Here is a 15,134-nt window from a genome sequence, read left to right on the forward strand (position 1 = left end):
AAGGACACCTGATGCCCCGCTCCAGCCATACCGACCAGCAGCTGGCCCAGGCCATGCGCAAGGCCCAGACTGGTGACCAGAGCGCCTACCACCAGCTGCTGGTGAAAATCACCCCCATGATCCGGGGCTTCCTCGCCAAACGCCTGGGAGGCCATGAGGATCTGGAAGACCGGGTACAGGACGTGTTGCTGGCCATTCACCGTGCCAGCCACACCTTCAACACCGAGCGCTCCTTCCTGAACTGGATGTTTGCCATTGCCGACCATAAACTCAAAGACTATCTGCGGGCTCACTACCGGCGCAAGGCTGCAGGCAGCAGTGTGGATGTGGACGATGTGAAGGAGCAACTTCCGGCAGCAGATGAGCCGCTGGATTTGGGCGATCGGCAACTTCTGCAACGATTACTTGAAACCTTATCGCCTCGGGAGCGAACCATAATACAGATGATGAAAATAGAAGGATACAGCGCCCGTGAAGTAGGTGCCGAACTGAAGATGAATGAAACCGCCGTCAAAGTGGCCGCCCACCGGGCCATGAGGACCCTGACCAATATGGCTCGCCAGGAAACGTAACATGCAGACAAACGAACTTATAGCCCAGCTCGCCCGTGAGGGTGCACATAAGCCCGCACCACCGCCAGCTCGCATTCTGGTGAGCTGGCTGGGATTTATGATTCTCTACTTTTTCGTCCTGCTGGCCATCCACGGACTGCGCAGCGACATCGGGCAGAAGCTCCAGCAGAGCCTGTACTTCAGCGAAATTCTCTTGATGCTCGCCATCGCGCTGCTCAGCGCTCTGGCCGCCAGCTGGCTGAGCCTGCCCGATGCCAACCAGAAAGCCTGGATACGTTTTGTGCCCCTGCTGCCCCTGGGAGCGTTTGCCGGCATGCTCATCTACGGTATGCTGACCACCAGTGCCCTCACCCTCAGCCAGTGCCTGCAGCTGGCCCGCTACGACTGCGTCATCCGTATCATCCTCTATGGCCTGCTGCCAGGGGGCATCATGTTCTCTGTCACCTCGCGGGCCGCCCCTACACGTTGTTGCTGGGCCGGCAGCATGATCGGCCTCAGCGTTGCCAGTCTCGGCTACATCCTGCTGCGCCTGGTGGACCCCAGCGACGATCCCACCCAGCTCATCATCTGGCACTTTCTGCCCGTACTCTTTATGACCGTCATAGGAATGATGCTGGGGGGATGGCTGTTGGGGAGAGTGTGGCGTAAGGCAGGATAAGGAACCAGGGAAAGCGCGAAACGGGAAGGTTCCACACAAAACCAGCTAAGTAACCGGAGGAAAAATGGAATTTCTCATCGTCTGTATCGCTGCGTTGACGGCCTCTTTGCTGACACTCTTTTCCGGTTTTGGACTGGGCACACTGCTCATGCCAGTGATTGCGCTGTTCTTTCCACTGGAGCTGGCCATAGCCATGACGGCCATGGTTCATCTGGCCAATAATATTTTCAAGGTTGGACTCATGGGGCGGAAGGCCGATGTGTCGGTGCTGGTGCGGTTTGGCCTGCCTGCCGTGGCAGCAGCCTTTGCGGGTGCCGTGGTGCTGCTCTGGCTTGGGGAGATGCCTTCGCTGCACACCTATGCCGTGGGGGGACGGGAATTCCACATTTCTGCCCTGAAACTTGTTATCGGCTTTCTCATCATGTTTTTCGTCATACTGGAAATTTCTCCGGCATTTTCCCGCCTCGCCCTGGATCGCAAGTGGCTTCCCTTTGGGGGAGTGATCAGCGGGTTCTTTGGGGGACTATCGGGCCACCAGGGGGCGTTTCGCAGCATGTTTCTGATCAAGGCTGGTTTGAGCAAGGAAGCTTTTGTGGCCACTGGTGTGGTGTTGGCGGTCATGGTGGATATATCCCGCCTGGTAATCTACGGCACGGATATTCTGGCGCGCAGCCAGGCGGTTGATTGGCAACTTGTGATTGCTGCCAGTGGAGCGGCCTTTGCGGGGGCGTACCTGGGCGCGAAAATCCTGGGAAAGATAACCCTGCATACAGTACGTGCCGTGGTATCCGTTGTGCTGGCGCTGGTCGCCGCTGGGATGATGACGGGACTGCTGTAATCTGTCTTCAGCCAGGTTCTCCTTTGGTGGGACGCATATGTTATGTATAAACTAATGCAGTTCCAGCAACTTGTCGCAGTCGCTTTTTTTTCCGAAGACGACAATTCGGTCGCCACTGAGAAACTTTGTCGTTGGTTCAGGAATGCCAAGAGTCTTCAGTATGCTCTCGGTTTCTCCTTCTCCCTGACTTGGCCGACGAATGGTAAGGACGTTGATTCCATAGCGCTCGCGCAACTTCAGTTCCACGATGCTGTAATTCAGCATGCTGTTCGGAACTTCAATTTCAAGGATGGAAAAGCCATCACCAAGTTCCAGCAGATCGCGCATGCCATTGCGATTCAGGGATATTCCCATGCGCTCTCCCACCTGCCGTTCGGGGTGAATAACTTCTGTGACGCCTATGCGTTTGAGGATTTCCTCCTGAGTTTCGGTGGCTGCCCTTGCGTATACCTCCCGGACGCCGGATTTCAGAAGTTCCATGGCGATAATAACGACGGGCTCAAATGTTTTGCCAATTGCTATAACGGCCTTATCAACTTCTGTAATGCCATGGTTGCGCAACTGGCGAACATCTGTGGCATCGAAGCAGATGGTATCCCTGGTGAGATGCTTTACCTCATCCAGATGATCCATGTTGGTGTCAACGGCAATGACATTGGCACCTTCGCGCCCGAGGGTTTTGACCAGCGCCATCCCGAAGGCTCCCAGGCCAATGACGGCTATTTGTGGTTTGGTGCGTTTCTTCATTTTCAGCTCCAGTGGTATATCAGTTTACCAGTACTACTTCTTCGGGATAGCTATAGGTGCGGTTGTCTGAGCGAACGGCAAAGGCGACGGCAAAGGTAAGCAGGCCCACCCTCCCTAAAAACATGGAGAACACCAGCACCAGTTTGCCAATATTGGTGAGGTCTGCGGTAATGCCTCGGGAGAGCCCAACAGTCATAAAAGCGGAAATCTGTTCAAAGAGAATATCGAGAAACGGAAAATCCTCGGTGATAGTCAGAATAATGGTGCAGACGCTGAGAATCAGAAACGCCAGAAAGGTTGCACTGATGGCACGAAAAATCACAGATTGCGGCAGGGTACGGCTGGCGATTTCCACACGGTCTTTCCCCTGGATTGTCGCGATCATGGAGGCGAAGAGCACGTACACCGTTGTGGTTTTCAGGCCACCCGCCGTGGAGGAAGGCGAAGCTCCAATAATCATCAGCAGCATAATGATCAGGGATGTGGCGGCGCTCAAGGCTCCCGTATCCAGGGTATTGAATCCGGCTGTGCGGGAGGTGACGCTTTGAAAAAGGGAAAGGAGAAATTTTTCGCTGGTGCTGTAACCTGCCAGAACCCCATGCCATTCAATCGCCAGCACCAACAGGGTTCCTGCCACGATCAGGCCAGCGGTCATTCGCAGTACGATGAGGCTGTGGACACTCAGGCACCGGTGCCTGGTGGCGGGTGCACCGAAATATTTCTGCACAAGTTCCGATACGGTGGTGAACCCCAACCCTCCAACAATAATCAGGGACATGGTCACGATATTGATGGGGAGAGACACCGCGTTACTAGGATCGGCAAGACTGTTGGAAAAAACGGAGAAGCCAGCGTTGCAGAATGCGGATACTGTGTGAAAGACCGCAAAAAACAAGCGCTCTCCCATATCCGGTATGAACTCTTTCCAACTGAAAAAATACACCGCTGCTCCTATTCCCTCGAAACCGAGGGTAAACAGGACAATGCGTTTGAGGGTGCGGGAAACCGCACGCACATCATCCTGTTGAACCACTCCGCGCAGCAGGCTGCGTTCGCTGACTCCAATGCCCCCTGAGAGGTAGAGGGCGAGGTAGGTGGCAAAGGTTATGACGCCAATACCTCCCAGCTGAATAAGGATCAGAATCACTGACTGTCCGAAGCGGCTCAGGTGGGTGGCCGTATCAACCACAATCAACCCGGTGACACAAACCGCACTGGTGGACATGAAAAGGGCATTGATAAGTTCAAGTCCGCTTCGGTCATGGGTGCTTGCCGGAAGCATAAGCAGTAGGGTGCCCACCAGAATGACACCGAGAAAGCTCGACAGAATGAGCTTTGCGGGATTGTCACTGTTGGCGATGGTCTCGGGGATGGCCTGGATAATCTTGATGGTGACCAGGGTAACCAGGTAGATCTGGATAGCCAGGAGCATAAGGGTATCTGAACCATAAACACCAATCCCTTGCAATGCTGAAACAAGGTGGCGTCCATCGGCGAGGAGGAGATCCAGACCCATGGCGCAGGCAAGGGTTGCTCCGGTGCCTTCAGCCCAGCGCTTTCGCAGGAGCTCTTTTTTGCGGGGTGTCAGGAGAAGCCGCGTAAAAAAGTGCAGACCAAATGCTACGAGCAAAGTTTGTTCAACAAGCATTGCTACGGGTGACTGGCGTGAGGAATCCATTGCGAGGGGGATCAGCAGCGACCCGAACACAAGAACCCCAAGCACAATGGAAAGGGCTTTCAGGACAGGGTGTGCGCGCTGACTGAAATCGTAAAGATCATCCTGGAAAAACTGATAGGTAAGCCTGGCCCTGCGGTAGTGCTTTTTCCAGGCAAGGTCAAGGCGTGCAATCCGGCGGCGCCAGTGGTATGGAAGCTGGCTCATAGCTTCTCGCGATCTCCCTTAGGGCAATGTCCCCCCCCATATACGCCTTTTACAGGCAAGAGGCAATATGCGGGTGGAACGATTCGGTCCGGCAGAAGAATGTAGTGACTCGCAAATGCTGAATACTTCGCTTTCTTGCACGTCACTTTGAGTTTTTTGTCCATTGGCCAACATACCCCGGCAACATCCTCAGGGCACCCAGTTTGCCCCATGGGTTATCCCTGGTACAGTCTTTGTCTTCCTACGCTTTGCGCAGTATCAGGCCGTAGTGGTAGGGCGGGAAGTCAAACACAGTGCCAGGGCTGCATTCCAGCCCTGCCTGCTTGCCCCATTGTATGCACTGCTGCGGCGTGGGGCGGATATCCATGGCTGGCCCTCTGGGAGTAGCGGGATCGGGATTCCAGTGGATAATAGCAATGCGACCGCCTCGAACCAGTGCAGAGCTGGCTTCTCGCAACAGTGTCAGGGGCTGCTCGTGGTGGAGAATATTGAAGAGCAGGGCGACATCCATGCTGCCAGGCGGCAGACCGGTACCCTCGACGATGAAATCACGAACCTGAACATGTACGTTTGCGATATTGCTTCGGGCACATTTCTCTTTTACTCGCTGGACCATGGAGGGTTCGATATCCAGAGCGTAGACAGTTCCATGAATCAAGGCGGCAGCCGCCAGGGTGAATGTTCCATAGCCACTGCCAAATTCCACGATGTCCTGCGTGTCTTTGTTCAGGCCCAAACTTTGCAAAATACGCTCAGCGTCAAAAAAGCTCTCCCACAGCATCTCTTCGGGCATGCCACTGTCACGGACTTTCATATGGTATCACTCCATCAAAAACTCAGGACGCGATCGCTGTCCACAACCCACTGGGAAAGCTGCTGCATGGTGGACTTTTCGGCACCTTCGAAATAGGGTTCATTTTTGTAAATTCCGCAACGGGCCATGCAGGTACCGCACACTTTGACGGGGATGCCCTGGGCTATCAGTTCCCGGAGCATCTGGCTCAGGTCCTGATCATAACCCTCGGGCGGAACGCAGCTATTGCGGGCCATATCCACGGCATCGTTCATCAGAAAGACGCGCACTTCCTGAGCGTCCTTATGCAGCTGTTCCGCCAGGCGCAGGCCATTCCAGGTGACGTCGGTGTTATCGTAGGGTTCGCGATTGAAGATGAGCAGAACTTTCATGATAGCCTCCTTTATGTTGGGTTATGGGTATTCACAACTTGTGTCAGGAGCTCCAGCACCCTCTGCAGCTCCGCATATTTGGTGTTACGCCCCAGGCTGAAGCGCACCGCTCCCATGCCCGCACTTACGGGAACTCCCATGGCTTCAAGCACCGGCGAGAGGCTGATAGCGCCAGCGTGGCAGGCCGAGCCAGTGGATGCCGCCACTTCCGGCATTTGCTCCAGGATTTCCGCGCCGATAGCACCGTGAAAGTTCACGTTGAGAGTATTGGGAAGGCGTTCAGTGGGGTGTCCGTTAAGACTGATGCGGTTGCCGAATTGGTTTTGCAGGTGTTGCCAGAATTCATCACGCATGGCGATCATTTCAGCGGCTCCTGTCCACTCTCCTGCCAGTTCGCAGGCAGCACCCAGGGCTACATTCAGCAGAACGTTTTCCGTTCCTGCGCGGCGGCCTGCCTCGTGGGCCGCCCCATGCACAAGAGGCACGATGGGCGTTCCTTCGCGGATGTACAGGGCTCCCACCCCCTTGGGTGCAGAGAGCTTGTGTCCGGCAACACTGAGCAAATCAACGCCCAAGGCATCCATCACCGTGGGAATTTTCCCCACACTCTGGGCAGCATCGGTGTGGAACAGTATGCCTGCTGCCCTGGCAATTTCCCCAATGGCTTCTATTGGTTGAATGGTTCCGGTTTCATTATTGGCGTGCATGATGGAAATAAGGATGGTGTCTTTGTCGATTGCCCGGCGCACCTGCTCCGGGTCAACCATTCCGTAGCCGTCAACCGGCAGTCTGGTTATCCGCGCGCCCAGGCTTTCCAGAAAGCGACAGGGCTCCAGTACAGCTGGATGCTCCACAGCGCTGGTAATAATGTGGTTTCCTTGATAGCGCAGGGCAAAATAGACGCCCTTGATGGCGTGGTTGTTGGCTTCGCTGCCACCACTGGTAAAGACGACTTCGGTCGGGTCGCAATCCAGCAGGTTGGCCACCTGGCCGCGTGCTGCCTCCAGGGCATCTTTGGCACCGCTGCTGGCCCAGTGCTGGCTGGAAGGATTACCGAAGTGATCCTCCAGATATGGCTGCATGGCAGCCAGTACTTCCGGGGCAACGGGAGTACTGGCGTTGGAGTCAAGGTAGATCAGGCTCACTCTTTCACCTCCGCAGATAACTCCTTCTCCCGCTGAATCTGCTCCTTTGTCTTGTGGATAGGACTACGCTCCTGGGCCAGCAAGTCAAAGAAACCGGCCACCAACTGGGGGCGGCTGAGGTAGTAGCAGCGCAGGGCACCGTCCTGGGCAAAGTCCACAAGGCCGGCATGGCGCAGCACCGCCAGGTGCTGGGAGATATTGGCCTGGGATACGGGCAGGATGTCTTCCATGTCCGTAACACAGCGCGTTCCCTGCAGCAGTTCAGCGGCAATCAGCAGACGGGTTGGATGGGCCAGGGCTTTGAGTATGGCCGCCCAGTTTTGCGACTGTTCAGAGTGCATGGGTACTCCTTAATGGATATTCGAATATCCTTATATGTCATAATAAGGGCTATGGCAAGGAAGTTTCATGGCGAAAGAGAAAAAACCGCGCGCTTTCCCTAACGCTCATTGCTCATCGCCAGCCAGAGAGGCTTTCTCCGGCGGTTTTGATCTTTGCTGGTAGCGAGCAGCAGGCAGTGTGTGGGAGGCAAGGCGCCCGTTCAGGTTGAGGATTAGAAGTGGGTTGCTTTCAACTCTTTATTTCTTGGTGTTTTGGTGGGCTTTGCGTGACACTTGTCCCCGTCTTTTCTGTGTCCTGACTCTCAGGCGTTTTCACCTGGCAGAATCCCTGGGCTGGCACATCCAAAGCGGCGTTGAACTTGCTGGAGAGGTTCTGAAAGGCAATAAGGCCGGTGAGCTCCACCAGCGCGTCATCGTCAAAGTACATCCGCAGCCGCGCCATCAGATCATCACTGACCTGCCCATCGGTGCGGGTTATGGCTTCGGTGTACTCCAGCACCGTCCGCTCTTTTTCATCAAACAGGTCGCTTTCACGCCAGCCACTCAGCGCTTCCACCTTGTCCATGCTGCTGCTGCGCCTGGCCAGGGTAGCGGAGTTGATATCCACGCAGAAGTGGCACCAGTTTATCTGGGATACCCGCACGGTGACCAGGGAACGCAACACGGGATCGATGGGGGATGAGCGGCGATCAAGCACGCCGTAGAGTATAGCCACGGCGGCGAAGAGTCTGGGCACCCGGCCCCAGAGCAGGCCCGGTTGCAGTACGCTGCCATAGCGGCGTTTCTGGCTCCAGAAGAAGGGTTTCAGCCACCAGGGATAGGCATTCAGTGGCTTGGTGGGTATGTGCATATGGTTCTCCTTTTCATGGGCAATACTCCTGTGGATCGGCATGGGAATCTGCGGCTAGCAATCGAATATCGGCGTACCAGGCGCGGGCCTGGCTGCCGGTATTGTCAGTATCGGTCATCAGGGCAATGGCGCCAGCTTTTGGAGGTATGCTTCCAAATATTTCCCGGTAGTCCTGGTAGACATTGCGGCACTGGGTAATCCAGGTTCCGGCATGCTGGTTGCCACTTTGCACGGCTACCATACGGGCATTGCTGAAGAAGGGGTTGGGTACCACCTGCCCCTGGGGCAAATGGTTGGCCCAGATATAGTTGATACTTTTGGTATTGGGGCGAAACCAGTGGGGAAAGACCACATACACCCGTGCTGCGTAGTCGTCCCCGGCTTTGGTCAGGGCATTGCCATCGGGGATGATGTTTTCCACCTTCCAGCGCCACTGCAGAATGGGGTATGTGGCGAGATCAATCTCAACTTCATGCACCAGGCCCGATGCCTGGTTCTGGCTGCTGGCCTGCAATGCCAGCGTTCCTTCCTCTTCCACCAGCTCATAATGGGTGGGGCTGGTGCCGCGAAACTCCTGGGCTTGCCACTGCGGGCTGATACCGTCCTGTATACTCCCAAAGGGCAGGGGAATAGATGAAGCCCCGAAGGCAGCTGAACCCAGGAGAAACACCAGGGCCATGGAGCCGACTCTCATGCGATGGCCCCGCCACAGGAGCTGCCCGCCCCGGCGGTGCAGCCGAAGCAGTGCGAGGCGGTGGCGATGGAGCGGGGGATCTGCTCCAGGTTTTGCACATCCCAGATATGCAGAGGTGTACCACCTATGGGCAGGCCTGCCATCTGGTTGAAGTCGCAGTCGTAGAGGCTGCCATCCCAGGCTACTGATACTTGCTGCATGCACATAAGGTTGTGGGCGGCCGCAGGGTTGAAGTTGTCCACCAGCAGCTGCATATAGTCGTCATACTGCCCGTGCTGTCGCAGGTGGCGGGCGTAGCGGGTGACGGGAATATTGGTAAGAGTGTAGAGATGGTTGAAGAGGATGCCGTAGTGCTGGGCCAGCTGCTGACGGTAGGATTCCTCCAGTGCCGACTGGCTGGGGGGCAGGTGGGCGCCGCCGGGGTTATACACCAGGTTCAACTTCAGGCTGCTGCCCGGCTGGCCATAGCCCAGTCCATTGAGCAGGTGCAGCCCCCGTATGCTTTTGTCAAAAACACCTTCGCCCCGCTGGCGGTTGACGTTGTCTTCCAGGTAGCAGGGCAGGGAGGCGATGACTTCCACACCATGTTCGGCCAGAAAGGCGGCGGTATCTTCCTGCCCGGGTTCAAAGAGCACACTGAGGTTGCAGCGATGCAAAAGCGTTCTGCCCATGGCATGCACTGTGCGCACAAAGGCCCGGAAGTGGGGATTTAATTCCGGCGCGCCCCCGGTGATGTCCACGGTGTGCACTCCAGGAGCATTCTGCAGCAGCTCCACCAGTCGCTGGAAAGTGGTGGCCTCCATCATCTCGCTGCGCAGCGGACCAGCTTCCACATGGCAGTGGGTACAGGACTGGTTGCAGACCTTGCCTACATTGATCTGCAGGGTAGTGATGGGCTGACGTTTGATGGCAATTCCATAGGTATCAAGAACATGCCCAAACGTGGGAATATGGCACTGCAGACTTGGCATATGAGCTCCGGGTAATAGTTTTCCTGTATATTCGCCATTTAATAAGGAAAAGTTACAGCATAAGTAACTCTTCACGGTGTAGCAGCACTTGCGCCCGCATTCCTCCCGGAGACACTCGCTTTCATCCGTGGCTCGAGTCTCCGTTGCTCGCCATCCGGGCTCGCTCTCGGAATACTGGCGCTCCTGCTAAAATATTACTGTGAGACCGTGAATGGTTGCCAGCGAAATTATTCCACCTTGCGTCTTGAGTAAGCGGAGCGAACGGGAGTGAGATACTCTTGTTGCCTTTCTTTGAGCTTTTGAGAGCTTTGCGTGGGGTACTGCCTTTTCCCATCTCGGCTTTTTCCGCTCAACCAGCGCCAAATCCTCCGCCTCCCGGTGTCTGTACCACAACCACATCACCCTTTTGCATGGTGGCTTTACCGGTGCTCAGCAGCACTTCTTTCGTGCCGTCGCGGCGCTCCACCCAGCAGTGGCCGGTGGCTCCATTGCTTCCGCCCTGCAGGCCGCTGGGGGCGACCTGGTGGCTGTTGGCGAGGATGGCGACTTCCATGGGCTCCAGGGTGCGGATGCGCCGCTCGGCGCCATTGCCGCCTTGCCACGTGCCTGCGCCTCCCGATCCATGGCGAATGGAGAAGCTTTCCAGCAGGACGGGGAAGCGGGTTTCCAGGATTTCGGGGTCGGTGAGGCGGCTGTTGGTCATGTGGACGTGGACGGCGCTGGCGCCGTGAAAGCCGTTACCGGCTCCAGCTCCGCCACAGAGGGTTTCGTAGTGCTGGTAGCGGCTGTTGCCAAAGGTGAGGTTGTTCATGGTGCCCTGGCTGTTGGCCAGTACGCCCAGGGCGGCGTAGAGGGTATCGGTGATGACCTGGCTGACTTCCACGTTGCCGGCGACGACGGCGGCGGGGTAAGTGGGGCTGAGCATGGAGCCCTGGGGGATGATGAGCTGGATGGGCTTGAGGCAGCCGTCGTTGAGGGGGATATTGTCCTGCACGAGGGTGCGCAGGGCGTAGAGCACGGCGGCGCGGGTGACGGCGCGGGGCGCGTTGAAGTTGCCGGGCTGCTGGGGGGAGCTGCCGGTGAAGTCGACGGTGGCGCTGCGATGGTGGCGGTCGACGCGGATGGTTACGCGGATGCGGGCACCGCAATCCATGATTTTTTCCCACTGGCCATCTTCCAGGACGTGGAGCACCCGGCGCACCTGCTCCTCGGCGTTGTCCTGCACGTGCTGCATATAGGCGTGGACGACGGGCAGGCTGTAGTGGTCGACCATTTTATGGAGTTCCCGCACGCCGCAGTTGTTGGCGGCGATCTGGGCTTTGAGGTCGCTGATGTTCTGGTCGGGGTTGCGGGCTGGGTGAGCACCGCTGCTGAAGAGTCGGCGCACTTGCGGTTCCAGCAGTTGGCCGTCCCTGACCACCTGGAAGTTGGTGATCAGGACCCCTTCGTCTTCAATGGCCCGGCTGTCGGGGGGCATGGAACCGGGGGTAATGCCACCGATATCGGCGTGGTGGGCGCGGCTGGCCACATAGAAGAGAATTTCGGCGCCGCTGTGGTCAAAGACGGGGGTGACCACGGTGACATCGGGCAGGTGGGTGCCGCCCTGGTAGGGGTCGTTGAGCATATACACATCGCCGGGCCGCATGGTGCCCTGGCGCTGCTGAAGAATGGCCCGTACGCTTTCGCCCATGGAGCCAAGGTGCACGGGCACGTGGGGAGCATTGGCCACCAGGGCGCCGCCATGGTCGAAGATGGCGCAGGAGAAGTCCAGGCGTTCCTTGATGTTGGCGGAGCTGGCGGTCTTTTCCAGGGTGGTGCCCATCTGCTCGGCGATGGACATGAAGAGGTTGTTGAACACTTCCAGCATGACCGGGTCCACCTCCGTGCCCACGGCGTACTGCCGGGGGCGCGCCTGATAGCGCTCCAGGATGATGTGTCCCTTGGGGTTGACGCTGGCCTGCCAGCCTGGCTCCACCACGATGGTGCCCACCGGCTCCTGAATAATGGCCGGGCCCTGCAGGCAGTGGCCGGGCTGCAGGTACTGGCGGTCATGGACGGGGGTGGCGTCGTGAAAGGTGCCCGCCATGAAGGTGCGCACCAGGTCCAGGGGCTTGGGGAGTGGGCCTGCGGGGGAAGGAAGGTCGGGTTCGTCCTGCAGGCTGGCGCTTCGGCTGATGACTTCCACCACGGCGGCACTGACCAGCAGGGGCGTATCGGGGGTGCAGAAGCCAAACTGCTGCTGATGGAGGGCTTCGAAGCCATGGCGAATGGATCCGACGCTTCCGAAATCCACCAGCAGGGAGGTGTCGGTACCCTGGTAGCGCACCAGCAGCTGATGTCGGCTGTGGATGCTTTCCGGCGCGGCTCCCTGATCCAGCAGCTCCCTGCGGCCCTGCTGTTCCAGTTCATGGATGACCTGTTGCAGGCGCTCGCACAGGGTGGGGCTCAGGGGCTCCTCCACGGTGGCTTCGCCGATGGTGGTCATGTCGGCCAGACCCATGCCATAGGCGGACAGAACTCCGGCCAGGGGATGAATCAGCACCCGTGGCATGCCCAGGGTATCGGCCACCAGGCAGGCGTGCTGGCCTCCGGCTCCGCCGAAGCAGTTGAGGGTGTAGTGGGTGATATCGTGGCCGCGCTGTACGGAAATGCGTTTGATGGCGTTGGCCATGTTTTCCACGGCGATCTTCAGGAAGCCTTCGGCCACCTCTTCGGGGCTGCGTGCATCGCCGGTGGCCGCGCGGATCTGCCGGGTCAGCTCCTGGAAATGCTCGGCGACAATTTCGGCATCCAGGGGCTCGTTGCCATGGGGGCCGAAGACGGCGGGGAAGAAGCGGGGCTGCAGCTTGCCCAGCATGACGTTGATATCGGTGACGCTCAGGGGGCCACCGCGCCGGTAGCAGGCGGGGCCGGGGTCGGCTCCGGCGGAATCGGGGCCGACCCGGTAGCGGGAGCCATCAAAATGGAGGATGGAGCCGCCGCCAGCGGCCACGGTGTGAATGGTCATCATGGGGACGCGCATGCGCACTCCGGCGATGACGGTTTCAAAGCTGCGTTCCAGTTCGCCGCTATAGTGGGAAACATCGGTGGAGGTACCCCCCATGTCAAAGCCGATGACCTGGTCGTACCCCGCAATGCGGGCGGTGTGAATGCAGCCCACAATGCCGCCCGCCGGGCCGGACAGAATGGCGTCCTTGCCCGCAAAGCAGCGGGCATTGGTCAGGCCGCCATCGGATTTCATGAACTGCAGGCGGGTGTTGCCAAGGGCGGCTGCCACCCGGTTGGCGTAACGCCGCAGGATGGGGGAGAGGTAGGCATCCACCACAGTGGTATCGCCCCGCCCCACAAACTTGATGAGGGGGCTGACCTGGTGGGAGACACTGACCTGGGGAAAACCCAGATCGCGGGCGATCCGGGCTACCTGCTGTTCGTGGCGGGGAAAGCGGTAGCCGTGGAGAAAGGCGATGGCACAAGAGCGCAGTCCACTGTTATATGCCCGCTGCAGCGCGTTTCGCACCTGCTGTTCGTCGGGGGCCTGCAGCACGGTGCCGTCGGCCATGATTCGCTCATCCACTTCCACCACATCGCCATAGAGCAGTTCTGGCAGGGCGATTTCCAGGGCGAAGATATGGGGACGGGCCTGATAGCCAATGCGCAGGGCATCGGCAAAGCCTTTGGTTATCAACAGGAGTGTGGGCTCGCCCTTGCGCTCCAGCAAGGCGTTGGTGGCGACGGTGGTGCCCATTTTCACCGCGTCGATGTGTTCGGGGGGAATGGGGGCAGTGGTGTCCAGGCCCAGCAGGTCGCGAATGCCCTGGAGGGCGGCGTCATCATAGTGGCCGGGATTTTCAGAAAGCAGCTTGCGGGTGAGGATGGAGCCGTCTGGTGTGCGGGCGATGACATCGGTGAAGGTGCCGCCCCGGTCGATCCAGAACTGCCACTGTCTGGGGTTGCTTGGGTTCATGTCTGTCTCCGGTGAAGTTTCTTCCGGTGCCTGACTGTACCATGGACGGGCGCTGCTGAAAATTCCCCGACGCAAAAGGCCCTGAATCTTTACGATTCAGGGCCGGGCTGTGCGTAATGGCGGAAAAGGGGGGATTCGAACCCCCGATACCCTTGCAGGTATACACGCTTTCCAGGCGTGCTCCTTCAACCGCTCGGACACTTTTCCATATTGACAGCCTGCGAATTATACAAATTTTTTCTGCCGGTGCAATGAAAAAATGCGTGCCGTCTGCCAAGTCCTTTTTACAGCATGAAAAAAAACGTTCAATCTCCTTGACAGACCCCACGGGGTTTGATAACTTCCGTAGGTTTTTTGCACACGGCACAAGTGCGTCTTGTGCCGGGATTTTTTTGATGTAGGGAGGTAACTACGGATGCCAACAATTAATCAGTTGGTCCGCAAGAACCGTCAGTTGCAGTTGTCCAAGACGGGCTCACCTGCCCTGAAGAACTGCCCCCAGAAGCGGGGAGTGTGTACGCGCGTGTACACGACGACGCCCAAGAAGCCGAACTCGGCGCTGCGTAAAGTAGCTCGTGTAAGGCTCACAAACGGCATCGAAGTGACGTCGTACATCCCCGGTATCGGGCACAATCTTCAGGAGCACTCGGTTGTCCTGTGTCGTGGCGGCCGTACCAAAGACCTTCCCGGTGTTCGGTACAAGGTCATTCGCGGCGCGCTGGATACGGCGGGCGTCAATGGTCGGCTTCAGTCGCGTTCCAAGTATGGCGCGAAAAAGCCGAAGAAGTAACTGTCGTTTTGAGGAGTTGAGGAATGCCTAGAAGAAGAGTGCCGGAGAAACGGGAAGTACTGCCTGATCCCATTTACGGGAGCGTGCTGGTTTCCAAGTTCGTCAACCGCTTGATGCGGGACGGCAAGAAGAGCGTGGCCGAGAGTATTCTCTACGGTGCGCTTGACAAGGTGAAAGAGCGATTTGGTGATGACGAGGCCCTGAACGTTTTCCAGCAGGCGGTGGAAAATGTGAAGCCGGCTCTGGAAGTCAAGTCGCGTCGCGTCGGTGGAGCAACTTACCAGGTTCCCGTTGAAGTGAAGCCCCGTCGTCAGGAGACACTGAGTATCCGTTGGATCATTGCCTATGCCAAGAAGCGCAAGGGCAAGGGTATGGTTGAAAAACTGGCCAACGAGATTACAGATGCGTCAAAGAGTTCCGGGGAAGCTGTGAAGAAGCGGGAAGACACTCACAAGATGGCGGAAGCAAACAAAGCGTTTGCCCACTATCGCTGGTAA

15 protein-coding genes and 1 tRNA gene are annotated in these 15,134 nt (G+C 57.8%); 5 read left to right on the forward strand and 11 right to left on the reverse strand.

The genetic code is table 11. The features are described from left to right. Positions 1–11 precede the first annotated feature (11 nt). The 3 genes from SELIN_RS01600 (at position 12) to SELIN_RS01610 (ending at position 2,068) form a co-directional block, all read left to right on the forward strand. Entirely contained in the window at positions 12–572 is a 561-nt protein-coding gene (locus tag SELIN_RS01600; protein WP_013504960.1) for a sigma-70 family RNA polymerase sigma factor, read from the forward strand. A 1-nt stretch (position 573) separates the two neighbouring features. After that, on the forward strand, positions 574–1,230 hold the full coding sequence (locus SELIN_RS01605; protein ID WP_013504961.1) for an NrsF family protein: 657 nt from the start codon (positions 574–576) through the stop codon (positions 1,228–1,230). A 64-nt stretch (positions 1,231–1,294) separates the two neighbouring features. Continuing rightward, positions 1,295–2,068 (forward strand): TSUP family transporter, encoded by a 774-nt coding sequence (locus SELIN_RS01610; protein WP_013504962.1) that lies wholly within the window; start codon positions 1,295–1,297, stop codon positions 2,066–2,068. 51 nt (positions 2,069–2,119) lie between these two features. Here the strand turns inward: SELIN_RS01610 and SELIN_RS01615 are convergent, their stop codons facing one another. From SELIN_RS01615 to SELIN_RS01665, 11 genes are all read right to left on the reverse strand, one after another. Beyond that, positions 2,120–2,815, reverse strand: a complete 696-nt coding sequence (locus tag SELIN_RS01615; RefSeq protein WP_013504963.1) for a potassium channel family protein — start codon at positions 2,813–2,815, stop codon at positions 2,120–2,122. Between the two features lie 19 nt (positions 2,816–2,834). Further along, positions 2,835–4,697 carry a TrkH family potassium uptake protein gene (locus SELIN_RS01620; protein ID WP_013504964.1) on the reverse strand — a complete coding sequence of 621 codons (1,863 nt, stop codon included), beginning with the start codon at positions 4,695–4,697 and terminating at the stop codon, positions 2,835–2,837. A 241-nt stretch (positions 4,698–4,938) separates the two neighbouring features. Beyond that, entirely contained in the window at positions 4,939–5,511 is a 573-nt protein-coding gene (locus SELIN_RS01625) for a class I SAM-dependent methyltransferase (RefSeq protein ID WP_013504965.1), read from the reverse strand. 14 nt (positions 5,512–5,525) lie between these two features. Continuing rightward, entirely contained in the window at positions 5,526–5,882 is a 357-nt protein-coding gene (locus SELIN_RS01630) for a DsrE/DsrF/TusD sulfur relay family protein (protein WP_013504966.1), read from the reverse strand. Between the two features lie 11 nt (positions 5,883–5,893). Further along, on the reverse strand, positions 5,894–7,027 hold the full coding sequence (locus SELIN_RS01635) for a cysteine desulfurase family protein (RefSeq protein WP_013504967.1): 1,134 nt from the start codon (positions 7,025–7,027) through the stop codon (positions 5,894–5,896). Continuing rightward, entirely contained in the window at positions 7,024–7,368 is a 345-nt protein-coding gene (locus tag SELIN_RS01640) for an ArsR/SmtB family transcription factor (RefSeq protein ID WP_013504968.1), read from the reverse strand. The genes SELIN_RS01635 and SELIN_RS01640 overlap by 4 nt, the downstream gene beginning before the upstream one ends. A 229-nt stretch (positions 7,369–7,597) precedes the next feature. Beyond that, entirely contained in the window at positions 7,598–8,218 is a 621-nt protein-coding gene (locus SELIN_RS01645; RefSeq protein ID WP_013504969.1) for a carboxymuconolactone decarboxylase family protein, read from the reverse strand. A 13-nt stretch (positions 8,219–8,231) separates the two neighbouring features. Continuing rightward, a complete protein-coding gene (locus SELIN_RS01650) occupies positions 8,232–8,912 on the reverse strand; it encodes a DUF3047 domain-containing protein (protein WP_013504970.1) in 681 nt (226 codons plus the stop codon). After that, positions 8,909–9,883, reverse strand: coding sequence for an arsenosugar biosynthesis radical SAM (seleno)protein ArsS (arsS, locus tag SELIN_RS01655; protein ID WP_013504971.1), 975 nt, complete (start codon positions 9,881–9,883; stop codon positions 8,909–8,911). Before arsS ends, SELIN_RS01650 begins: the two co-directional genes overlap by 4 nt. 349 nt (positions 9,884–10,232) lie before the next feature. Continuing rightward, positions 10,233–13,847, reverse strand: coding sequence for a hydantoinase B/oxoprolinase family protein (locus tag SELIN_RS01660; RefSeq protein ID WP_013504972.1), 3,615 nt, complete (start codon positions 13,845–13,847; stop codon positions 10,233–10,235). Between the two features lie 117 nt (positions 13,848–13,964). Beyond that, a tRNA-Ser gene (locus SELIN_RS01665) sits at positions 13,965–14,054 on the reverse strand. Positions 14,055–14,262: 208 nt separating this feature from the next. On the opposite strand from SELIN_RS01665, the gene rpsL reads away from it, so the two are divergent. Together rpsL and rpsG are read left to right on the forward strand one after the other, a co-directional pair. Beyond that, the gene (gene rpsL / locus SELIN_RS01670; protein ID WP_013504973.1) at positions 14,263–14,637 is read left to right on the forward strand and encodes a 30S ribosomal protein S12; all 375 of its coding nucleotides are present in this window, start codon (positions 14,263–14,265) and stop codon (positions 14,635–14,637) included. 23 nt (positions 14,638–14,660) lie between these two features. Continuing rightward, the gene (rpsG, locus tag SELIN_RS01675; RefSeq protein WP_013504974.1) at positions 14,661–15,134 is read left to right on the forward strand and encodes a 30S ribosomal protein S7; all 474 of its coding nucleotides are present in this window, start codon (positions 14,661–14,663) and stop codon (positions 15,132–15,134) included.

The sequence above is a fragment of the Desulfurispirillum indicum S5 genome (assembly GCF_000177635.2).
In the GTDB taxonomy this organism is placed as follows: domain Bacteria; phylum Chrysiogenota; class Chrysiogenetes; order Chrysiogenales; family Chrysiogenaceae; genus Desulfurispirillum; species Desulfurispirillum indicum.